This window comes from Corynebacterium endometrii (assembly GCF_004795735.1).
Classification (GTDB): domain Bacteria; phylum Actinomycetota; class Actinomycetes; order Mycobacteriales; family Mycobacteriaceae; genus Corynebacterium; species Corynebacterium endometrii.
The window spans coordinates 1,863,659-1,885,792 of record NZ_CP039247.1 but is presented as its reverse complement, the minus strand read 5'-3'; the positions used below and the strand labels follow the sequence as shown (position 1 = coordinate 1,885,792).

The 22,134-nt window shown below is 65.0% G+C and carries 20 protein-coding genes; 7 read left to right on the top strand and 13 right to left on the bottom strand.

Annotation, left to right across the window (positions count from 1 at the left end; all coding sequences use genetic code 11):
• Positions 1-29: 29 nt before the first annotated feature.
• Both CENDO_RS08500 and CENDO_RS08495 read left to right on the top strand, forming a co-directional pair.
• Complete coding sequence (locus CENDO_RS08500) at positions 30-1,238, top strand: sensor histidine kinase (RefSeq protein WP_136141644.1); 1,209 nt, start codon at positions 30-32, stop codon at positions 1,236-1,238.
• Entirely contained in the window at positions 1,231-1,899 is a 669-nt protein-coding gene (locus CENDO_RS08495; protein WP_136141643.1) for a response regulator, read from the top strand. The genes CENDO_RS08500 and CENDO_RS08495 overlap by 8 nt, the downstream gene beginning before the upstream one ends.
• Here CENDO_RS08495 and CENDO_RS08490 read toward each other — a convergent pair.
• Together CENDO_RS08490 and CENDO_RS08485 are read right to left on the bottom strand one after the other, a co-directional pair.
• On the bottom strand, positions 1,896-2,345 hold the full coding sequence (locus CENDO_RS08490; RefSeq protein ID WP_136141642.1) for a hypothetical protein: 450 nt from the start codon (positions 2,343-2,345) through the stop codon (positions 1,896-1,898). The genes CENDO_RS08495 and CENDO_RS08490 overlap by 4 nt on opposite strands.
• A 3-nt stretch (positions 2,346-2,348) precedes the next feature.
• A complete protein-coding gene (locus CENDO_RS08485) occupies positions 2,349-4,178 on the bottom strand; it encodes a BCCT family transporter (protein ID WP_136142228.1) in 1,830 nt (609 codons plus the stop codon).
• A gap of 243 nt (positions 4,179-4,421) precedes the next feature.
• Between CENDO_RS08485 and CENDO_RS11350 the strand changes: the two genes are divergently transcribed.
• Positions 4,422-4,556 (top strand): hypothetical protein, encoded by a 135-nt coding sequence (locus CENDO_RS11350; protein ID WP_281276124.1) that lies wholly within the window; start codon positions 4,422-4,424, stop codon positions 4,554-4,556.
• 61 nt (positions 4,557-4,617) lie between these two features.
• Here the strand turns inward: CENDO_RS11350 and CENDO_RS08480 are convergent, their stop codons facing one another.
• From CENDO_RS08480 to CENDO_RS08440, 9 genes are all read right to left on the bottom strand, one after another.
• A complete protein-coding gene (locus CENDO_RS08480; protein ID WP_136141641.1) occupies positions 4,618-6,120 on the bottom strand; it encodes an ATP-binding cassette domain-containing protein in 1,503 nt (500 codons plus the stop codon).
• Positions 6,121-6,987 carry an ABC transporter permease gene (locus tag CENDO_RS08475; RefSeq protein ID WP_136141640.1) on the bottom strand — a complete coding sequence of 289 codons (867 nt, stop codon included), beginning with the start codon at positions 6,985-6,987 and terminating at the stop codon, positions 6,121-6,123.
• Positions 6,984-7,940, bottom strand: coding sequence for an ABC transporter permease (locus tag CENDO_RS08470; RefSeq protein WP_136141639.1), 957 nt, complete (start codon positions 7,938-7,940; stop codon positions 6,984-6,986). The genes CENDO_RS08475 and CENDO_RS08470 overlap by 4 nt, the downstream gene beginning before the upstream one ends.
• The gene (locus CENDO_RS08465; protein ID WP_136141638.1) at positions 7,933-9,471 is read right to left on the bottom strand and encodes an ABC transporter substrate-binding protein; all 1,539 of its coding nucleotides are present in this window, start codon (positions 9,469-9,471) and stop codon (positions 7,933-7,935) included. The genes CENDO_RS08470 and CENDO_RS08465 overlap by 8 nt, the downstream gene beginning before the upstream one ends.
• A gap of 89 nt (positions 9,472-9,560) precedes the next feature.
• Positions 9,561-10,343, bottom strand: a complete 783-nt coding sequence (locus tag CENDO_RS08460) for a GntR family transcriptional regulator (protein ID WP_136141637.1) — start codon at positions 10,341-10,343, stop codon at positions 9,561-9,563.
• A gap of 631 nt (positions 10,344-10,974) precedes the next feature.
• On the bottom strand, positions 10,975-11,961 hold the full coding sequence (locus tag CENDO_RS08455; protein WP_136141636.1) for an LLM class flavin-dependent oxidoreductase: 987 nt from the start codon (positions 11,959-11,961) through the stop codon (positions 10,975-10,977).
• Between the two features lie 38 nt (positions 11,962-11,999).
• On the bottom strand, positions 12,000-13,397 hold the full coding sequence (brnQ, locus tag CENDO_RS08450) for a branched-chain amino acid transport system II carrier protein (RefSeq protein WP_246014245.1): 1,398 nt from the start codon (positions 13,395-13,397) through the stop codon (positions 12,000-12,002).
• Between the two features lie 162 nt (positions 13,398-13,559).
• Entirely contained in the window at positions 13,560-14,708 is a 1,149-nt protein-coding gene (locus CENDO_RS08445) for a MalY/PatB family protein (RefSeq protein WP_136141635.1), read from the bottom strand.
• Positions 14,709-14,746: 38 nt separating this feature from the next.
• Complete coding sequence (locus CENDO_RS08440; RefSeq protein WP_136141634.1) at positions 14,747-16,612, bottom strand: ABC transporter ATP-binding protein; 1,866 nt, start codon at positions 16,610-16,612, stop codon at positions 14,747-14,749.
• A 204-nt stretch (positions 16,613-16,816) separates the two neighbouring features.
• Between CENDO_RS08440 and CENDO_RS08435 the strand changes: the two genes are divergently transcribed.
• A complete protein-coding gene (locus CENDO_RS08435) occupies positions 16,817-17,368 on the top strand; it encodes a hypothetical protein (RefSeq protein WP_246014243.1) in 552 nt (183 codons plus the stop codon).
• The gene (gene idi, locus CENDO_RS08430) at positions 17,368-17,901 is read left to right on the top strand and encodes an isopentenyl-diphosphate Delta-isomerase (protein ID WP_136141633.1); all 534 of its coding nucleotides are present in this window, start codon (positions 17,368-17,370) and stop codon (positions 17,899-17,901) included. The genes CENDO_RS08435 and idi overlap by 1 nt, the downstream gene beginning before the upstream one ends.
• Before the next feature lie 30 nt (positions 17,902-17,931).
• On the opposite strand, the gene CENDO_RS08425 is transcribed toward idi, so the two are convergent.
• Positions 17,932-19,275 (bottom strand): carboxylesterase family protein, encoded by a 1,344-nt coding sequence (locus CENDO_RS08425; RefSeq protein WP_136141632.1) that lies wholly within the window; start codon positions 19,273-19,275, stop codon positions 17,932-17,934.
• A 52-nt stretch (positions 19,276-19,327) separates the two neighbouring features.
• Between CENDO_RS08425 and CENDO_RS08420 the strand changes: the two genes are divergently transcribed.
• Together CENDO_RS08420 and CENDO_RS08415 are read left to right on the top strand one after the other, a co-directional pair.
• Complete coding sequence (locus CENDO_RS08420) at positions 19,328-19,654, top strand: hypothetical protein (RefSeq protein ID WP_136141631.1); 327 nt, start codon at positions 19,328-19,330, stop codon at positions 19,652-19,654.
• Positions 19,635-19,853 carry a hypothetical protein gene (locus tag CENDO_RS08415; RefSeq protein ID WP_136141630.1) on the top strand — a complete coding sequence of 73 codons (219 nt, stop codon included), beginning with the start codon at positions 19,635-19,637 and terminating at the stop codon, positions 19,851-19,853. The genes CENDO_RS08420 and CENDO_RS08415 overlap by 20 nt, the downstream gene beginning before the upstream one ends.
• Before the next feature lie 126 nt (positions 19,854-19,979).
• On the opposite strand, the gene malQ is transcribed toward CENDO_RS08415, so the two are convergent.
• The gene (gene malQ / locus CENDO_RS08410; protein ID WP_136141629.1) at positions 19,980-22,106 is read right to left on the bottom strand and encodes a 4-alpha-glucanotransferase; all 2,127 of its coding nucleotides are present in this window, start codon (positions 22,104-22,106) and stop codon (positions 19,980-19,982) included.
• Positions 22,107-22,134 lie beyond the last annotated feature (28 nt).

The window sequence follows — 22,134 nt, the reverse complement described above, 5'->3', positions numbered from 1 at the left end:
GGAGGAATTAAGAAGGCATTGTGGAGGACATGACTAATTCAGCGAGGCCCGGGATGCGTGAATGGGGCATCACCGCGGGGTGCGCGGCGGTGGGCCTACTCATAGGGATTGTGGGCGTGTCCTTGGACCTGGATACCGTCACCGGGGCTCTGGCGCACGCGGAGGCGGAGGACCGCTATGCCGTTTTCATCGCGCTGATGATCATCGCCGGAGTGGTGGCCGCCATGGGCTTGCCGTGGGCGCTTAACCACGTGCCGGAGGAGGCTGACCCGGACTACCCCGGAACGCGCCGCAGCCTCACCGCGGCGTGCGTGGTGGCGCTGTGCGGCTTTTCCTACTTCGCAATCCCCGCCGCCTTGGTTGCGCTGGTGTCCGCATTTGGGCGCCGCACGACGCTATGGAGCACCGCGGCCACCGCGTGCCTTGCCGGTTCCTTTGCCGTTGAGGCGCTGCTGTGGCACTTTGCCACGCGGGAATATGATCCGTTGACTCCGTTGGGGTTTCCCGTTGTGGTCATCCCGGCGATGCTCATCGGCACAGCCCGGGGCCGCCGCCGCGAGCGCCAAGCCCGCCTTGAAGCAGAGGCGCGCCTCACGCGGGAGCAGATGCGCGCGCGAGAGGACGCCGCGCGCGTGGCTGAGCGTGAGCGCATCGCGCGCGACATGCATGATAGCCTCTCCCACCGCTTAAGCCTGATTGCGCTGCATGCCGGCGCGCTGGCGTACCGTGAGGACCTGCCGCGCGTGAAGGCCGCGGCGGCGGCCGGGACCATCCGCGATGAGGCCCAGGCCGCGGTGAACGACCTGCGCCAAGTCTTGAGTGCGCTCCAGGAGACCGCGCCGCTGCTCGGCGTGGAGGAGCTGCTGGAGGAACACCGCGCGGCGGGCGGCCGGGTGGAAGTGGCCGGGGAGATCCCTCGGTTGGAGACATTGGCCACGCAGGCACTTGCCCGCGCGGTTCAGGAGGGCCTGACCAACGCCCGCAAGCACGCGCCGGGGCAGCCGGTGCGCCTGGAATTCGCCGGCGGCGCCGGCCGCGTGAGCGTGCGGATGTCTAACGCGCTGCCCGAGTCGCCGGTTGCGGCTGGCGGCAGCCAACTGGGGCTTTCCGGCATCGCGGAGCGCGCCCGGCTCAACGGCGGCACGTTCCGAGTTGAGGACTCGGCGGGCGGGGAATTCGCGTGGAGCTTAGACCTGCCGTATCCATCCAGCCAGGAAGGGGCCGCGCGCCATGGGTAGGACCACGGTTGTTTTAGTCGATGATGAGGAGCTGATGCGCTCCGGCCTTGCGCTGCTCATTGACGGTGCGGACGGCATTGAAGTAGTGGGCCAGGCAGCAAACGGGCGCGAGGGCGTGGCATTGATTAACCGGCTGCGCCCCGACGTGGTGCTCATGGACATCCGCATGCCCGTCATGGATGGCATTGCCGCGGTTCAGGCCCTTGCGTCCGCGCAGGCATTGGACCAGCGCACGCCCGTCATTATGCTCACCGCCTTCGACACGGATGAGTTCATCGTCCGCTCCCTGCGCGCCGGGGCCGTGGGGTTCTTGCTCAAATCCACCCCGCCGGAGGCCCTGGTGGCGGCCATCAAGGCGGCGGCCGCCGGTCAGCAATTGTTAAGCCCCGGGGTGGTGGACAAGCTGATGGCGCAGGTGAGCAACTCCCCGCAAAGGCCGGTGGGGACAGGCGGGACCCATCCTGGGCTTGCACGCCTCAGCGAGCGCGAGCGGGAAACGGCAGAGCTCATTGCCCAAGGGTTGACGAATACCGAGATCGCCGCCCGCTTATTTATCTCGCCCACCACGGTCAAAACTCACGTTAGGCACATCATGGAAAAACTAGAAGCCCCGAGCCGCATTCACATCGTGATAGCGGTGCTCGAGGCTCGGCGCGGCTAGGAACGCCCCCGGGACTCCCGGCGCATGCGCACCAGGACTATGACCGCGTTGATAATGGCCAACGCCGCGAGGACTGCCAGCGCGATGGATTGGCTGCTCCAGTACTCTGTGTAATTGCGGGCCACATACCCGGCCACGCCGGGAAAATCATACCTAGCGGACACATCGATGATCATCCAGATGTGCTTGGCCGCCAGCAGGAACGGGGCGGGTAGGAGCGCGGCAAGCGCCGCGCCGGGGGTGGCCGTGCGGAACTGGACGGCCAAAAGACCCGTCACCGTGAGCAGGACTCCCAGGCCCACCAGCACCAGCGGCATGGGCGTGTCGAAGGCCAGTGGGGAGCCTTGGAGGAGGAACTCGTGATCGATGAGGTGCTGTTCGGTAAGCGTCGCGCCTTCTAGCACGGCTTCCTCGGGGAGCTGGGCGACCGTCTGGGTCATAGTCATGGGCTAGATTTTATCCTCCGGGCGGCGGGTATCGCCGGAAGAGGCGGACGGATCCTCGTAGCCGTCGGCCCACTCGCCGGTCTCGAAGTCATAATCGACGTTTTTGCCCTCTTCATCGGTGCGCTGGTACCACTCGGTGTAGCGGCCCGCCGAGGAGTCAAAATCGGCGCCGGCTCCGCGGCCGTCCTCGGCGTGTTCCACGGCCAGCTCGAAGTCATCACCGTGCTCTTCCAGGCCGCGAACCACAGCATTTTGCACGGCGGCGCGGGCGTATTCGCTGCGGATGAACATTGGGTCGCTGCGCAGGTCCTTGATGAAAGCCACGATCATCACGATGAGCACCACGGAGAACGGCAGCGCGGAGAGGATGGTGAGGTTTTGCAGGCCGGTGAGCACCTCTTCGCCGCCGGTCAGCAGCATCACCACGGCGATGCCCATCATGCACAGGCCCCAGAAGACAACCACGAACTTGTTTGGGGTTGGATCCCCCTTGGAGCTCATGGTGCCCATGACCACGGACGCGGAGTCCGCGGAGGTGATGAAGAAGATGGACAGGACCACCATCAGGATTACCGGGGTCACCTGCGCCAGCGGCAGGTTATCGAACAAAGCAAAGAGCACCGTCTGGTTATCACGCGTGCCGTCAAACTCCGTTATGCCGCCGCGGGAGAACTCAATGGCCGTGCCACCGAGGATGGTAAAGGACGCGATCAGGATGAGCGATGGCGCAAGCGCGGTGACTAAGATGAACTCGCGCAGCGTACGGCCGCGGGAAATGCGGGCCAAGAACATGCCGACGAAGGGGGTCCAGGCGACCCACCACGCCCAGTAGAACGCGGTCCAGTAGGACTGGAATTCCACGGTCTCCGGTCCCCAGGATAGGGACTTGGACATCATGGGGAAGAATTGGTCGATGTAGACAAAGATGCCGGAAGGCAGCAGGTTGAGTAGCAAAAGCGTGGGTCCCGCGAGGAACACGAACGCCACCATGGCCAGCGTGAGGGTGATATTGATATTGGACAGGTAGCGGATGCCGCGGGAGACGCCGGAGACGGCCGAGATGATAAAGCCCACGGACAACACGGCGATGATCACGATGAGTACGTTGTTGCCCAGCCTGCCCCAACCGGAGACTATCTCCACGCCCTTGCCAATCTGAATGGCGGCCAGTCCCAGTGACGTCGCGGTGCCGAAGAGGGTGGCGATCAGCGCGAGGATGTCGATGACCTTGCCCAGCGCGCCATCGGTGCCCTTGGACCCGAACAGGGGCGCGAAGATCGAGGAAATCAGCGGCACGCGGCCTTTGCGGTAGCAGGAATACCCAATCGCCGCGCCCACGAAGGCGTAGGCGCCCCAGGCGTGGAGGCCCCAGTGGTAGTTGGCCTGCGCCATGGCCTGGTGCAGCGCGCCCACCGTGCCCGGCTCGGCGGTCTCCGGTGGAGGGGATAGGAAGAAGCTCAAGGGCTCGGAGGGGCCGTAGAAAAACAGGCCCACGCCGATCCCGGCGGCGAACATCATGGCCACCCAGGAGAAGTAGCTGAACTCTGGCTCCTCATCATCGGTGCCCAGCTTGATGCGGCCAAGCTTCGAGAAGGCGATGACCACCACGGCCGCCAGCGCGGCGTTCATCGAGATGTTCAGCAGCCAGCCGGCGTTGGTCATCGCCCAGCCGAAGGCCGCGGAGGACGCGGAGGATACGGAGCCGGGGCTGGAGATGCCCCAGATAATAAACCCCACGATGAGCACTGCGGTGACGCCGAAGATGACCCTGTCTAGGCCAAAGCGGTTGCGCTGTTCATCCACCCCGATGCCGGGAACCAACCCGGGGTGCATATCGTGGGGGTACAGGCCCACCGCGGTGGGCTTGTCAGTTTTGTGCAAGGACGCTTGGTACGCGTCCCGGGAATCAGACACTTTGAATTCCTTAAATTAAAACGTATTGAGTTGAACGCTTCATTATTCGGCAAAGGCGCCCGCATGCCAAACGGCGCATACGCGAAAAACCGCGTGATGGGTTACCATCGTCACCAGGCGGCCGCCTGTGCGCCGCCAGCGTCAACTACAGCGAGGTGCCTGATGAATCCGCCAGATACTCCCGGCGCATCCCATGGTGCGCCTTCCCATGACGCGCTCGAGGCTTACGAGATTTTCGAGGTCCCCGAAGAACACCTGCTCGATGGCTCGCGGCTGCTTTCGCCGAAGGACTCGTGATTCGCTAAATCGCCGCCCCATTTCCAGCGGACCCGGCGCGGCGGCGGGCCGCGCTATCGGGTCATCGACCGGTTACATCTTCGCTAGGCGGCGCCAGGTGGGCCGCGTCGAGTAGCGCTTTGGTGTATTCATGCTGCGGGTTGTCCCAGACCTGTGAGACCGGTCCGGCCTCGACTATGCGGCCGGAGGCCATGACGGCGACGTCGGAGCAGATGCGGCGGATAACCGGCAGGTCGTGGGTGACGAAGACCAGCGTGAGGCCGTATTTGTCCGCCAGTTGCTCGAGCAGCTCGAGGATCTGGGCGCGCACGGAGACGTCCAGGGCGGAGACGGCTTCATCGGCCAAAAGGATGTCCGGCTCGCCGATCACGGCGCGCGCGATGGAGATGCGCTGGCGCTGGCCGCCGGAGAATTCGTGCGGGTAGCGGTCCATCGCCGCGCTTTCAATCCCGACGTCCCCCAGCACCCGGCCCACCAGCTCGCGCGCCCGCGCCTTGGGAGTGCGGCCGGGGAGGCCCTCGGCGATGGTCTTCCAGATGGGCAGGCGCGGGTTGAGCGAGCCCTGCGGGTCCTGGAAGACCATCTGCACGCGCCCATTTACCTCCACGGTGCCAGACGTGGGGGAGCTTAGGCCCGCGACGATGTTGAGCAGGGTGGTCTTGCCCGAACCCGAACCGCCCACCACGCCCACGCGCTGGCCGCGCGCGACGCGAAGGTTGACGCCTGCAAGCGCGGTGACCGGGCCGAAGGCGACGCTGAGATCGCGGATGGTGATGGCGGCGGGGCCGTCGGCCGCGGTGGGGGCGGCTGCCCTACCGGGGCGGGCGGCGTCCACGAGCGCCTGGGTGTAGGGGTGCTGCGGGGCCGCCAGCACGGTGGAGGTGGCGCCGGTTTCCACGATCTCCCCCTGGCGCATCACGGCCACCTGGGGGCACAGGCGGGCCACGACGTGCAAGTCATGGGAGATGAACAATAGTGCGGTGCCGCGTGTGGCGACCAGCTCATCGATGACCTCCAGCACGCCCGCCTCCGTGGTGGCATCCAGTGCGGTGGTGGGCTCATCGCAGATGAGCACGTCGGGGTCACCGGCCATGGCCATGGCGATCATGACGCGCTGGCGCTGGCCGCCGGAAAGCTCATGCGGGAAGCGCGTGGCCAGCGCCGCGTCCAGGGAGACCAATTCCATGAGGGTATCCACGGTGGCATCGCTGGATGGAGGGATGGCAAACTCGAGCTGCTTGCCCACGCGCATGAGCGGATCCAGGGCGTTCATGGGCTCCTGGAAGACCATGGCTATACGCTTGCCGCGCAGGCGGCGCATCTCGCGGTCATCGAGGCTAAGTAGCTCCCGGTCGTCCAGGCGGACCGACCCGCTGGCCTCCAGTCCGGCGCCGAGCAGGCCGATGATGGCCAGCGCGGTCATCGACTTGCCGGAACCGGACTCGCCGATAAGGCCCAGGCGCGTGCCGGGCTCCAGGGCGAAGGAAACCCCGTGCAGGATCTCTGCGCCCTGGCCGCCGAGGGGTGCGCCCACGCGCAAATCCGTGACAGTCAACATGCTCATTTACGCGTCTACCTTTCCGCCGCGGGCCAGGCGCGGGTCGATGAGATCCCGGATGCCGTCTCCCAGCAGATTGAAACCTAAAACCGTGCCGGCGATCGCGGTGCCCGGCCACACGACCAGCCACGGCTGGGTGCCCAGCAACGTCTGCGCGTCCTGGAGCATGCGCCCCCACGAGGCGGACGGTGGGGCGGAGCCGAGACCGAGGTAGGACAGGCCCGCCTCGGCGAGAATGGCCAACGCGAAGTACACGGATGCCTGCACGATGACCAGCGCGCCGATATTAGGCAGCACGTGGCGCCAGGCTATAAGCCATCCGGGGACGCGGGAGACGCGTGCGGAACGGATGTAATCCTGCGTCATGACCTGCAGCGTGCCGGACCGGGCCACGCGGGCGAAAGAGGGGATGCCCGCCACGCCGATGGCCAGCATGGCCGTGAGCGTGGACGGTCCCCACACCGCGCCGGCGATAATCGCCATGAGCAGCGCCGGAAACGCCAGCATAAGATCCGCCGCGCGCATGATGAGGTGGTCTACCCAGGATCCGCGGCGCATGCCGGCAAAAATGCCCGCCGGGACCCCAATCGCCGCGGCGATGGCCACGGCCACGAGCCCGACGAATACGGTGATCCGCGCCCCGGCCATCAGCCGGGAGAGCACGTCGCGGCCGAAGCGGTCCGTGCCTAGCAGGTGGCTGGAGCCGGGGCCAAGCAGCCGCTCCGCGGGGATGGCGTGGTGGGGATCGTAAGGGGTCCACACCAGCGAAACGACGGCGGCGGCCACCGTGATCGTGACCAGGATGAGCCCCACCCAGCCGGTGGCGGGCAGGCGCCGGAACCAGTGCCCCGGCCAGGTTTGAATCGAAGTCATCGGCGGCCTCCTTGGGCGCGCAGGCGCGGATCCACCAGGCGGTAGGCAAGATCCGTGAGCAGGTTGACGGCCAGGGTGAACGCCACCAGCAACATGATGAGCGTTTGGACGGTGGTGAGATCACGCACGGAAACGGCATCTAAGAGCATGGAACCCATGCCCGGGATGACGAACACCGCCTCGATGACCACCGCGCCCACCACAAGAGTGGTCAGCTGCACGCCGGCTACCGTAATCACCGGCAGGGCGGCATTGCGAAGGCCGTGGCGAATGAGCGCGCCGCGCTCCGACTGGCCCAGTGCGCGGGAAGTGCGAATAAAGTCCGTATCCAGGATCTCCAGTACGGAGGAGCGCACGTAGCGCGTGAGCATGGCGCCCTGGACCAGGGCCAAGGAAATCACCGGCAGTATGAGGTGGCGCAGAAACTGGCCGAAGTCCGCGTTGGGCGGCACCCAGCCATTGGCCGGCAGCCAACCAAGGCCCACCGCGAAGAATGCCACCAGCACGATGCCCACCAGGAAACTGGGGATGGCGATGCCAACCTGCGTGCCCGCCGACACAATGGTCGCGGGCGCGCTGCCGTGGCGGCGCGCCAACCACGCCCCCGCCGGGATGGCGCCGGCCAAGGCCAGCAGCAGGGCGCTGAGCACCAGGATGAGTGAGACCTGCGCGCGGTCTAGCACCGTGGCCGTGATATCCGCCTGGGAGGCCAGGGACATGCCCAGGTTGCCGGTGAGCAGGCCGCCGACCCACTCGAAGTACTGGGTGACAAGCGGGCGGTCCAGCCCCAGCTGGGTGCTCAGCTCCGCCACGGCCTCCTCGGTGGCGTTGACGCCTAGGGCCACGCGCGCCGGGTTGCCCGGCACCGCGCGCATGAGCGCGAAGATAATCACGCTGGCCACCACCAGGGTGCCCACGAACCGGAGCGCAAGGCCCAGAATCGTTCTAGTCATTGGTATCGCCCCCGGCCCGAGGGGTGAAGTCTACGTCCCTGAGCTCGATGGCGTCTGTGACCTGGTCCGGCCGCACGCCGGTGACGCCCTCTCGGGTGAGCACGATGTTCGGCATGTTCATCAGCGTCAACGCGCCCATGTCCTCCATGATGTGATCCACGGCCCGCCCCATGAGCTGGGTGGAGGCGGCCTCCTCGGATTCCGTGTCTGCCTTGGCAAACAGGTCACGCACGGTTGGGGAGTCATAGCCCAGGTAGTACTCAGGGCTGCCAAATAGCGTGGTGATATCCCGGGGTTCCACGTGGGAGACGATGGACATCTGGTAATCCTTGGCGCCCATGACCTGGGCCAGCCACATGGCTGGGAACTCGGCGGATTCCAGCTCTACCTCGAAGCCCACCTCGGTCAGCTGGGAGTACAAAAGCTCGGAAATGGTCTGCGCGTAGGGCAGGGTGGGCACGGTGATGGTGATATGGGCGCCGGTGGCCCCGGCCTCCGCCAGCAGTTCGCGGGCCTTGTCCGGATCATGAGGGTAGTAATCCTTGCCGCTAAACCACGGGTCCGTGGGAGGGACGGGCGCGCCGCCGGTATCCGTGGCGGCGGCGTCCCACAGGATGTCATTGGCCGCATTGCGGTCTACGGCATAGGCCACTGCCTGGCGCACCCGCGGATCATCAAACGGGGCAACCTGGTTGTTCATGGAGAGCACCACTTCGCCATTTGTGGTGCCCACGGTGGTGCGGTACTCATCCGGCAGGTTGCTTAAGAGCTCGGGGGCCTGGACGGCCCACACGATATCCGCGCCGCCGGATTGGAGCGCGTTGACCGCGCTCATGGCGTCCGGGAAGTAGCGGATGGTGACGTCCCGCGCGGGGGCCTTCCCCCAGTAATCGGGGTTGATGGTTAAGGAGACAAACTCATTGGGGCTAAATCCGGCCACCATGAACGGGCCGGTGCCCACGGGTTTGGAGGAAAGCTCACCCACGGCGCCCTCGTGCATCATGGCGCCGGTAACCGTGCCCATTGACCACAACCACTTATTTGACGGCCGGGCCAGGGTCACCTTGAGCGTGTTTTCGCCGATTGCCTCCGCCGCAGCCACCGCGTCCATCTGGGATTTCAGGCCGTTGGTCCATTTCTCCCGCACGTAATTGATGGAAAAGGCGGCGGTTTCGGCGTTGAAGGCGGCACCGTCGCTAAAGCTCACGCCCTCGCGCAGGGCGAACGTGTATTCCGTGCCGGCCTCGTTGACGCGCCACCCGGTGGCCAGGTGGGGGACTATCTCGCCGGATTCGGGGTCGATGCGCACCAGGGTTTCGTAAACGTTGCTCATCAAGGCCGCGGGAATGGCGGCGCCGCCGGTGGTGGTGAAATCTAAGGAATTGGCCGGTGAGGTGGATGCCAAAACCACCGCCGAACTGGCTGATTTTCCCGGGGCGGTGGTGGGCACGTAGGCCGTGTGTCCTGCGGAGCAGGCGGTTAGGGCGCCGGCCGCTAGGAAGGCGGCTGCCCCTAAGGCTCGCTTATTCATAGCAACAGGGTAGTCCCCTAGGGGCGCTGTGGAGAAACGGATTGCGTGCAAGATTAGCCGAGCAGCACATCCCCCGGAGGGACAGCGCGTTATCCGGATTCCCCGAGTAGGCCGGACTGGTGTGTCAGCATGACCTCCAGCGGCGAGGTGCCGCCGCGGACGGACGATAGCCCAAAGGCCAGGGAATCGGCGCGGTAGCGGTTTTCCGCGTACTCCACCGGGCGGCCGGAGTGGTCAGAAACGGCCACGCGCACCTGCCACAGCGCGGAGCCGGGCTCGATGCCCAGCGCGTCAGCGTCTTCCTCCGTAGCGTGATCGATGACGAGCTCGCGGCGGACGTTGTCAAAATCCACGCCCGATTCAGCCAGGTGGTCATGGACGGAGCCGGCGTCCGCATCGAAGTGCAGCACGATGGAGCCAATCTCGAGGGGGAAGTACTGGCGTTCAACCAGGACGGGTTCGTTGTTGGCGTAGCGCACGCGGTGGATGAAGATGATAGGTTCACCTTCCTCTACCGCTAGCGCCTTGGCTACGCGCGCCGGCGCCGGGCGGCGGGCTTGCCATAGGGTGCGCTGGCCGGCCTTGAAGCCACGAAGCTTCATCCATTCCGTGACTGAGTAGATGGACTCAAACGTCTCGGCCTGATGATTGCCCAGGACCACCGAGCGGCGGCCGCGGCCGGAAGAGATGGCGCCCTCTGCCCGCAGGGCGGCCATCGCCTGGCGCACTGGGCCGCGGGAAGAGTTGAACTGGGCGCACAACTCGGCCTCGCTGGGGAGCTGGTCCCCCGGGGCCAGATCCCCCTTGCGGATCTGTTCCTTGAGGAACTCGGCAATCTTGAGGTGCCGCTGTGGTTCGCGCTGCAAAGACACGGGCCTTTGTTTCCTTCCCTGCTCTAAACCAGTGGTTCAAGTAGAAACCACCCGCACAGAGCCCCCAAACCAGCGTGGGGATTTGGCGGGAGTCCCGGGTGCGGAATGTGAAAGAGCGTCTGCTTGTTAGTGGTCGAGAGTGTGCTGGCGTAATGGGTGTGTAAGAGTTCTGAAGCCGCTGGGGCTACGTGGTTAAGCATTCAAAGAATAGCTAATGAGTAGCGAATATAAAACGCTTAACATATATTTTAACAAGCTACCCGCGCAAAGATCAGACGTCATATTTCCGTGTGAAGGCTACACATCGTCAATCGCCACCGGGGTTGCGGCATTGACGCTGGCCAAGGGCGCTCCGCGGCAAGGCAGTGTGGATAACGGCTCGGCGGGCACGCCCTAGGGCGTGGATTTTCCCTGGTGTCCCGCGGCATAAAATAGGGGGTGATGGGGGTGGGCAAGGCCTTATTTCGGCACGCGCAGCGCGCAGTACCCCGCCACGCGTGGTGGGGCTAAAGCGGTTGCGGCCCGCACCCTCACACAACCGCAAAGACGGACAAACAAAACCCACCACCCCGATGGGGACGGTGGGAAGTGGATTAGCGAAGGGGCGCTAAAGCCGCCTCGAACCAAACGCCTAGAACCAGGCCTTGGCCACCACGTCGGTGGTGGATAGGTAGTCCTCGGCGTTGGTGGCCTGGAGGGAGATCATGAGCTCGTCGGCGCCGCAATGCTCCTGGAATTGCTCCAGGTACTCGGCGATCTCCTTGTCCGTGCCCACCGCGGTGTACTCCAGCATTTGCAGGATCTGCGCGCCCTGGTAGGAGTCCATGATCTGGCGAACCTGGTCATCGGTAAGGAACCTCCCGCGGCCGGCCATGGCCTTGACGCGGCCGAACTTGACGTCCTCGAAGCGGGCCTGGGCGTCTTCAACGGTATCGCCGGCAACGACGTTGACGCCGGCTATCACGTATGGCTCCGGGAACTGCTCGGACGGCTGGTAGTTGTTGCGGTAGTAGCTCGTGGCGCCCTTGAGGTGCTGCGGCGCGAAGTGGGAGGCAAAGGCGTAAGGCAGGCCCAGGCTGGCGGCGAGGGAGGCGCCGAACATGGATGAGCCCAGGATGTAGAGGGGCACATTGGTATTCGTGCCGGGCACGGCGGTAACGCCCGGGATTGGCGACTTATCCCCCAGGAAGGCCTGGAGCTCCTGAACATCCTGTGGGAAGCGTTCCGCGGCGTTGGGGTCGCGGCGCAGCGCCCGGCCCAGCGTTTGCATGTCGGTGCCGGGCGCGCGGCCTAGGCCCAGATCGATGCGGTTAGGGTAGAGCTCCGCCAGGGTGCCAAACTGTTCGGCAATCACGTACGGGGCGTGGTTGGGAAGCATAACGCCGCCGGAGCCCAGGCGGATGGTATTCGTGTGTGCGCCGATGTGGGCGATGAGCACGGCCGGGGAGGAGCTGGTGATGTGCTTCATGTTGTGGTGCTCGGTGTACCAGATGCGTTTAAAGCCTAGCTTCTCCGCCCGCTGGGCTAATTCCACGGATCGGGCCATGGATTGGCCAGCGGATTCACCCTCATAAACGGTGCAGAAATCGAGCAGGGATAAAGTTGCGCGCTGAGACATACATCTCCTTGGAACGTGGTTAGTCTAACCACACAAGCCTACGCCGCTTGAGAGGACTGGGTGGCGTACGCCTCCATCCGCTCGTGACGGCGGGCGCCGGTCTTCAAGAGCGCGTCGAGCACTACGCCAATCACCGCGGCGCAGGCCGTTGGCACGGCCCACCCCAGGTCCAGGGCCTGGCCCGGGGACCACGCCAGCAGCGGCTCCAGAACGCCGGTGCCCCAGCCCTGATCCGAGATGACGGTCAAAGCGGACCACACCACCGCGGTCCACAGTGACAGGCGGTAGGTCCAGTAGAAGGACATCCTGCTGGCTACCAGGGGTTGGATGATGGACAGCACGATGAGCGTAATCGCCGGCGGGTACAGGAACGTGATGAATGGAACGGCCACCGCCAGCACGGCTTCCAAACCGCGGAAGGCGATGAGGATGGACAGCGCCGTAAACCCCACCGCCCACACGTGGTAGGCAACCCGGGGGACGAGGTAGTTAAAGAATTCGGACGTGGCGGAGATAAGGCCCACGGCGGTGGTCAGGCAGGCCAGCAGAACAATGAGGGAGAAGATGGCCTGGCCGGCGGTACCCATGGTCATGTTGGCGGAATCGGCGAGCAGAAAGGCGCCGGACTCGTAGGATTGCCCGTTCGGCATGGTCTGGGCCATATAGGCCAGGCCCAGGTAGATGGCGGCTAGCAAAACGCCCGCTATCAGGCCGGTGATGACGGTGCCGCGGACCATGTGGCCGCCCGAACCAAAGCCCTTGGACTTGAGGGAGGAAATCACCACGATGCCAAAGGCCAGGCCGGCGATGGCGTCCATGGTGTTGTAGCCCTCAAAAAGGCCGGTGGCCATTGGGGACTCGGCGTAGGCCTCGACGGGCGCGGCCGGCACGCGGTCATAGTTAAACAGTGCCAGGGCGATGAGCGCGGAGAGCAAGAGGACCAGCGCCGGGGTCAAAAAGCGCCCCAGGATGTCGATGATGGAATTGGGCCTCCAGGCAAAGGCCAGGGCGATCAGGAAGAAGACCAGATTAAAGGCGCCGGAGGCCAGCTGGGAATCCCAGCCGGTAAGCGGGGTGATGGCCGTTTCCATGGACACGGCGCCGGTGCGCGGCAGGGCGTAGAAGGCGCCAATCGCCAGGTACGCCAGTACGGAAAAGGCAACGCCAAACCAGGCGCCGCCGCGGGAGGCTAGATCGCGGACGTTATTGCCGGAGATTGCCACGGCCACGATTGCGAGGACCGGAAGCAGCACCCCGGCGGCTAGGAAACCCAGGACCGCCGGCCAAAAGTTGGTTCCAGCCTGCACGCCCACCATCGGCGGGAAGATGAGGTTGCCGGCGCCGAAGAACATGGAAAACAACGTCAGCGCCGCGGTAACCACCGTGACCACCGGGTTATGGGTTCGTGTTGCGGTATTCGATGACGGTGAGGACACAGGCGGTGCATCTCCTTGGGCCGGGGGATAGTTTCCGTGAGAAACTGTACGGCCCTGCACGTATGCGACGCAAAGAATGTGGCGCGTTTGCCGCCGCGGCGCCGCTGTGAAGCAGCGAACGCGCCCGGCTTGAGCGCCGCTCCGACGCGCGGTTAGCGGGGATCAGCCTATGGCCTGGGCCAGGCGGTCCACGGCCTCTTCCAGGATCTCGCGCGAGGTGGCGAAGTTCAGGCGCGCGTGGCCGGCGCCGCCGGGGCCAAAGCTAACGCCCTCGTTGAGCGCGACCTTCGCGTGCTCCGTCAGCCACTTCGCCGGATGCTCCTTGGCCTGTTCCGGGATGGCGGTCTCGCGGAAATCCAGCCACATCAGGTATGTGGCCTGCGGGCAGGTGGTTTTGATGCCGGGGATCTTCTGCGGGAGCACCTCGCAGAGCCAGTCGCGGTTGGCGCGCAGGTACTCGACCTCCTCGGCGAGGAAGTCAGCGCCCTGGGACCAGCAGGCCTCCGCGGCAAAGACACCCAGCGTGCCGGTGCCGTCCTTGGCCACGCCGGTGAGGTTGTTCCAGGTCTGCACGTCCGCGGGATTGGACAGGATGACCTGCGCGCACTTAAGGCCCGCCACATTCCACGCCTTGGAGGTGGAGGTAACCGTGTAGGCCACCTTGGCGCCATCCTCCCCGAGGGAGGCTACGGGGGTGTGGCGGCCATCGAAGACCAGGGGAGCGTGGATTTCGTCGGAGAGGATGCGCCCATCGTGGCGCGCGGCAATTTCTACCAGGCGGCGCAGCGTATCCTCCTCCAGCACCAGGCCCAGCGGGTTGTAGGGGTTGGCTAAAACCAGCGCGCCCGCCCCGGCGGCGAAGGCGCGTTCAATCTCATCCAGCACGGAGTCCGTGAACCCGGCGGAGACGTCCACCTGAATCATCTCGCGCCCGGCGGTCTTGGCCAGCTCCAACAGCGGCGGGTAGGACGGAACCGGAACAATGAGAGCGGAATCCTCACGCGTGAAATACTGCGCGCCCAGCAGCAGGCCGCGCACCACGTCACCAATCCACATCACCCGCGTTGGATCCGGGCGCCAGCCAAAGTGCTCGGCGTAGAACTCGCTCAGCGCGGGGGACAGACCTGAGACCTTTGGGGAGGGCGTGTAGCCAAGGCCCTCGGTCTCAACGTGACGGCGGATGGCCTCCAGCACCGGCGGGGCGGTGGGGAAATCAGATTCGGCAATCCACAGTGGCAGCACGTCTTCTCCATACACGGTCCACTTGCGGGTGCCTCGGTCCTTTAGGGTCTCAACGCTTGGAAATTTCATGCCCACCACCTTAGGCACACCGCCGGGCCGCGCGCAGATTAAACTTCATCCGCCACGAAGCCAAACCGCTTCAACCGGCGCCTGTCCGCGGCGGAGGATGAGGCCGTGAGCTTGAGCAGCTGGGAGTAGATTCCGCCGGATACGGCGAGCTCATCCGGCGAGCCCATCTCATCCACGCGCCCCTCGTCCAGCGTGATGATGGTATCCACGTTGGCGATGGTGGACAAGCGGTGGGCGATGATGAGGGTGGTGCGGTCCTTCATCAGTTCGTCCAGGCCCGCCTGCACGGCGCGCTCGGCCTTGGTATCGAGCGCGGAGGTGGCCTCGTCCAGCACAAGGACCGGGGCGTCCTTGAGCATGGCGCGGGCCACGGCCACGCGCTGCTTCTGCCCGCCGGAGAGCTTCAGGCCGCGCTCACCAATGACGGTGTCATAGCCGTCGGGGAAGGCGGTGATGAAATCGTGGGCGTTGGCTCGGCGGGCGACGGAGGCGATCTCGGCGTCGGATGCGCCGGGCTTGCCGTAGGCGATGTTTTCCCTGATGGTTCCGGAAAACAGGTACGGCTCCTGGAAGACCACGCCCACGGACGCGCGCAGGCTGGCCGCGTCCGCATCCGCGACGTTATGCCCCAGCACGCTCATGGTGCCGGAGGACGGGTAGTACAAGCCCAGCAGTAGATTGACCAGCGTGGATTTCCCGCCGCCGGACTCGCCCACCAGCGCCACCTTGTGCCCCTTGGGGGCGGCGAAGGTAATGCCCTCCACCACGGGCTTGCCCTCCTCGTAGGCGAAGTGAACGTCATCGAAGGCGAAGACGGGCGCCCCGTCTCCGGCCGGGGCTTGCTCCAAGGGCTTCGCCGGGGTGAGGTCCAACGCGGGCGCGTCCGAGGCGTCCGTGGCCCGCACCAGCTCCCCACTTACCTTCGGCTCGGGGCGCTGCTCCATGACCTCAAAGTAATCCTTGGATCCGGCTATGGCGCGTTGCGCGGAGTCCACGATCCAGCTCATCATGAACACCGGCTGCTTGGCCATGCCCACCATCTGAATGAGCATCACCATGTCGCCCAGCGTGAAATGGCCCTCCAGCGTACGCCAGAAAATCAGGGCGTAGATGCCGAAGAAGATAACCGCCATGACCAGGCCACGGATGGTGTCCATCGAATGCCACCAGCGGGACTGCGGCTTTGTGATGTCCACGATGGAGCGGTAGTGCTTGGCGAACTTATCTAGTTCGCGGACCTCGGACGCGAAGGATTTGGAGACCTTGATCTGCCCAATGACCTCGGCGAAGCGGCCGTTAGCCTGGTCAACCTGCGCGTTTTTATCCTTCTCGTAGCCCTGCCAGCGTTTGGAGGTCAGCGCCGTGAGCCACATGAAGGTGGGGAAGAGCGCGGCCAGCAGCACGGCCAGCGGCCAGTAGTACCACGCGGTAATGCCCAGGATGGCTATCACCTGAATCAGCGTGGTGAAAAAGCTATTGGAAAAGGACTGGAGGAACTGGGTAATGGTATTGATGGAACGGTCCAGGCGGGCGATGATTGTGCCCGTGACCTGGTCATCGTAGTATTTCTGCGGCAGGGACAGCAGCTTGGCGAAGTAGCGCGTGGACAGGATCTGGCGCAGCCGGGAGGCCATCACGTCGCCGATGTACCCGCCGATGTTGTTTACCACCGAATTCAACGCGTCCGCGGCGAAAAGGATGAGCGCCAGGATGAGCACGGAACTTAAGGCTACGGACGCATCGATCCCGCCGTCTACCGCCCCGACTATGGTATCGGTGGCCTCACGCACCATAAACGGGCTGACCAAGGCTAGTATCGCGCCGATGACGGCGGTTATGATCACGCCCACATAAAACGGCCACAGCGCCGACGCACTGCGGAGAATCCTGCCCAAAGACTTCACGTGAAAGGTCCCTTCCGTCACTTTATAGTCAATAGTCGCGATGCCATCCCGCGCGGCCGCCGCAGGCGGGGTGGCGCTTTAAACAAACAGCCAAGTATGCCACCTGGGGGCCGCGATGCCCAATGCCTACATCTGGCCACGTATCGGCTAAGGTGGGGGCGGTAAAACCCCACCACTTTTTCCCGCTATGCAAAAGGAGCAACGGTGACCGTTTCCCGTTTATTCCTCACTGGTTCGCTGCTGGCCACGGCCGCGGCGTTGGCCTCGTGTTCCGTCCTGGACCCAGGTGAGGCGGGGCTAAGCCCAGATGAGGAGATTGTGGTCACCTCCTCCGAGGCCCCCTCATATCAGTCCCAGGAGACTGAGACTAAAACGCTGACCGAGGATCTGAATCAGCGCATCAAGGATGAAGGCCTGGGAGTGGAGTTCCAGTTCCAGGGCGTTTATGCGGACGATATCCAGGGCAGCGTCGTCACCGTGGCGGCCAAGAACGTCAATGACGTGCCGCTGCCGCCCGAGGCCCTGGGGGAACCAACCCTGGAGATCGCCGACGGTCAGGGCGGCTGGACCGCCGTGGATACGGTTCCTTACGACGCTGAGATCAATACCACCGTCAACGCCCCCGGACTCGACAAGCCACTGGGCGCGCAGGCCACGACCAACCTGCAGTACCGCTTCAACACCACCGTGGGCAACCTGTGGAGCGCCCGCTTTAGCTTGGGCAATATTGTCTGGGAAGGGAACCTGAACCTGTAATGGAATTAGTCGTGCTTGCCTCTGCCGATGGCCACCCCATCGGCACCGCCGACAAGGCTACGGTGCACACGGATAACACCCCGCTGCACTTCGCTTTCTCCGCCTGGATTATCCGCAACGGCCAGGTGCTCATCACCCGCCGCGCGCTGGGGAAGAAGACGTGGCCGGGGGTGTGGACCAACAGTTTCTGCGGCCACCCCGGCCCGGATGAGGCCAACGAGGACGCGGTCAACCGCCGCGCCGCATTCGAGGTGGGCATCACCGCAGAGCTCGAGCCGGAATGCATCCTTCCCGGTTTCGCCTACCGCGCGGTAGACGCCTCGGGGATCGTGGAGCACGAAATCTGCCCGGTCTACGTCGCCGAGCTTCCCGAGGGCGCGGAGTTAGACCCCAACCCCGAGGAAATCTGCGAGCACGCCTGGATTGACGCCGACAAGCTCATCGCCGCAGCGGACGCCACGCCGTTCGCCTTTTCCCCGTGGCTTATCGAGGAGCTGGCCCACCCGGAACTGCGCGAGCGCATCACCCGCTAGGCGGGCCCCGCACGGCGGGTGGACCGCCGCCTAGCCCTCCAGGTCCGCGGTCTTTTCGATCGGCGGGAAGGAGTTTGCCACGTAATCCAGGATGCCGGACTCTATGGAGTGCTCACCGGTGGCCAAATCGAAGACCATGGCCGGGCGGGCGCCCGTTTCCTGAGCCGCGCGGTACTCATCCCACCCCGGGGTGCCAGAGGCGACGAACCGGCGAATGACCCCATTGATTCGGGCCGCGGCCCGGCCGGATTGGGAATCCGGGTTCATCTCCGCGTGCACGCCAAAGACGTAACGCAGGTCCGCGCAGTGGAGCGCCAGGCCCTGGGAGTTACGGAACTCCATCAACCATGTCGCGCCGGGGGCGTGCGTGGCTACCTGGGAGACCCACCGCCGGGTTTGGGTATCGCCAATGAATAGCCCGGCGGGGCGCTCCGGGGCAATCGCGGTGGCCTTGCCCCACCAGTAGCCGAAGCGCGCGGGTTCCAAGCCCATGAACCGGGAGAGTACCTTCAGTAACCGCCGCGGGTGCGCGCCCGCATCCAGTTTCTTGGCCGCCGGCATATCGCAGTATTCGTGGAGGGTGGAGGAGACCAAGAGGGGGACATCGGCTAGCTGACGGCAGTCAAGCGGCGCGGGGCCCAGCGCCATGTCCAGCGAGTAGACCGTCCGGAAGCGCTTATACGCCTTGGCGAGCTTGCCCGGCTTGCGCTCGGCCAGGTCAGTGAGGGACTCGCGGGTAACCGGCTTGCCCAACACTGTACGCAACGTGGCCTTGCGCTGCTCAAAGCTGGCGCGCGGGAAACACGGTGACAGAGCCACGACGCGGCGGAAGGCCCCACGGTAGTGGTCCCGGCGGGCCAGCCACAGGGCCGTGGTGGCGCCGGCGGATTGGCCGATGACCGTCACATTAGTAGGGTCCCCGCCAAAGGCCTCGATATTGCGCTGGACCCATTCCAAGCCCAGCACGCAATCATCGATCCCGCGGTAGCGGTTGGGCTCATCCCTTTTAAACCGGGCGAAGCCCTCAAGCCCCACGCGGTAGCCCAGCTGCACCTGAACTATGCCGTGCCGGGCGTTGTACGCCCCATCCGCCCGAGGGTCCTCGTGCGTGCCGGACTCGAAGCGCCCGCCGTGGATGTAGACGATGACGGGGCAGTCAGAACCGTCCCGGGCCTGCGCCGGGGTGGTAATCGTCATCGCCACTTCCTGCGGGCGGGCCGCGCGGGCGTCGATGTCCATCCCGCCGGCTAACGGCACGGAGGGCTCGAATGGCCCGGGGAAGTCCGCGTACGGGACGGAGTGGTAGGTGGCCACGTCACCGTCGACGAGCCCGGTGATGCGCCCGGCGGTGCAGGAGATGGTCAGCTCAGACATGCACCACACTTTACCGATTTACGCGCAGCCTATAACTAGAATGGGATTTCCTATGAGTCCTCTAAGCACTGACATCGCCCGCCCCGCGCTCGCGGATCCCGCGCCGCTACCCGCCTCGGGGGCTCGCGAAATGCTATTCTCTGCGCCCCCGCAGGCCGAGGTGGGCACGTGGGTAGACTCTTTCACCCAATGGCTAGTTACCGCCCCCATCGCCGCGCAGATGCTGTTCATGCTGCTGTTCATCGTGCCCATCGCAGTGGTCGCCGCGTGGATCATCATGGCGGTGGTGGACCGCATAGGGCTGGCGCTGGAGCGCAGGATTCAAGCTTCCCGGGCCCGCGGGACTAAGATGGATGAACATGTCACTACCCAATCCTGAGCAGCAGCCAGAGCGCGAAGACCCCCGCGAGGGCCTCTGGGATCCTGAGCGTGACGCCGCCGCCCAGCACGCGCGGCGCCGCCCGGCGCCCACCCCGTCTGGGCCGCGCAAGCGCGCGCTGCCAAAATCCTGGGTCTCTAAATCGCTCTGGATACTGATTGCGCTGGTCATCCTGGCGGCCATCCTGGGTCTCTTCTAGGCCCTCGCGCCGGTGTCCCCCGGCAACACGGAAAGCCACCGCCCTCCCGCGGCTTGAATAAGCGGCGTGGGGCGGTGGCTTATCTTTTTATGCTGGGGCGCTACTGTGCCCTACTTGCCCGGGGCCCTACTTGCCCGGGCGCTTGGACGCGGCGGCGATGGCCTTGAACAGCGGCAGGGAGGCCAGCTGCTCGATGAGCACGGGGGTGCCGTTCGAGTCGCACAGCGGGATGCACCAGTTGGGGTACACCTCTTTCGTGGTGCCCGGTTGGTTCTGGGCGCGGATGTCACCCACCATGTCCACCAGGTTGGTGCAGGTTAGCGCGGACCGGGAGCTGGCCACATAGGCGTGAAGGGCGCCCATAAGCTGGGTCTCATCCCCGCGCTCTTCGCGGCGTGGCGTGGCGAAGTTGCGGTGTGGAATCTTGCCGGCGTCCGCTACGGCGTTGAAAACCTCGGCCTGCCATGCCAGGTCGGCGGCGAATTCCTCGGCCGGGTCCGTGGTGAGAACGCCAAGTTCATCGCGCAGAGTGATGTGGTCCCCGCGCAGGTAGGCCAGGGTTGGCGGCAGGTCATGGGTGCCCACGGAGGACAGGGCCAGCGGGCGGTAGCGCTCCGGCGGGGTAGGGGAACCATCATCCTCGGTTTCGAACCACACGATGTTGGTGCCCAGCACGCCACGGGCGGCGAGCACGTCTTGCACCCAGGGCTCTACCGTGCCCAGATCCTCGCCCACGAAAACGGCGCCGGCGCGCTCCGCCTCGAGGGCCAGGATGCCTAGCATCGCCTCGTAGTCATAGGAGACGTAGGTTCCCAGTGTGGGGGACTGCATGCGAGGAATCCAGTACAGGCGGAACAGGCCCAGCACGTGGTCCACGCGCACGCCTCCGGAGTGGCGCAGCACGGTGGATAGCATGTCCCGCCACGGCTGGTAGGCGGCCTCCGCGAGGCGGATTGGATGCCACGGCGGCTGGGACCAATCCTGGCCCTGCTGGTTGTAATCATCGGGCGGCGCACCCACTGACGCCGCCGGCACCAGGTAATCCGCCAAGTTCACCGCGTCGGAACCGCCCGGGTGGATGCCCACGGCCAGGTCGGTAATCAGGCCAATCTTCATGCCCGCATCCAGCGCGCGCTGCTGCGCCGCTGCCAACTGCTCATCGCAGATGAATTGGAGCCAGGAGTAGAAGCGGGAGAGCTCCTCAGGTTCCTCGGAAATAGCGTGGCGCAGCGTGGCGTGGTGCTCGATGTATTTCTCCGCGCACCAGCGGGAGAACTGCTCCAGGCCCTTGCCCTCCCGGCGGGTGTAGTCCAAAAACGCCTCCCGGCGGGATGGCTCAAACTTTAAGGAGTACAGCTCGCGCAGCACCTGCAACTTGGCCTCGAAGATGGTGTCGCGGTCAATGTGGGCGCCGCTGGTATTGCGCTCCTGGAACTCAGCGGCCAGCTCTGCCACGTCATCCCGCAGATCCTGATCCAGCAATTGGAGTTCCGGGACGTCCTCGATGCGGATGTAGATTGGATTGATGAACCTGCGGGAGGTAGGCAGGTAGGGGGAATCCTCAACGGGCGGGAATGGCTCGGCGGCATGCAGCGGGTTGACCAGCAGGAAATCCGCGTGGGCGTTTTTCGCCAGCACCTCGGCCAAGGAGCCAAGGTCGCCAAGATCGCCCATGCCCCAGGAACGCTCGGAACGCACGGAATACAGCTGCGCCATCACGCCGCTTACCGGGTTGTCCACGTACTTATCGGCGGTGGACAGGCGCTCGGGGGTGATGATTAGTGGGCATTCCACCACGCCCACGCCGGGGGATGCCAGGCGGATGGCGTGGTAGCCCAGGGGCAGATCGCCAGGGATGTGGAAGGTGGCCTCACCCCACATCTGGCCGTCAACGTCCGCGGCCGGTGCATCGTTGGCGTCTTGGTAAGCGGGGCGCTCGGTGCCGTCCTCAAGCACGATGGTCACCTCGGCGGGCTCACCGTCATGCACGTGGATCTGGAACTGGCGCTCCTGGCCGGTAGGGGCCACCACGGCTGGCGGCAGCGGGCGCGAGGCGCGCTCCAGGTAATCCTCGAAAAGGGCACCCGTAAGTTCATCATCATCCGGCTCATCGCTCAGATTGACGCCCAAGGCTCGCAGCGTATAGACCAAAGTCGAGTCACAAATTTCTTGCGGCTCGCCGCCCTGAGTGGTGTAGCGGGCGGCTACTCCGTGGCGGGCTGCTAGTTCTTCCAATAAATCGCGGGTACTCACCCGCCTTATTGTGCCAGAGACGCCCCTT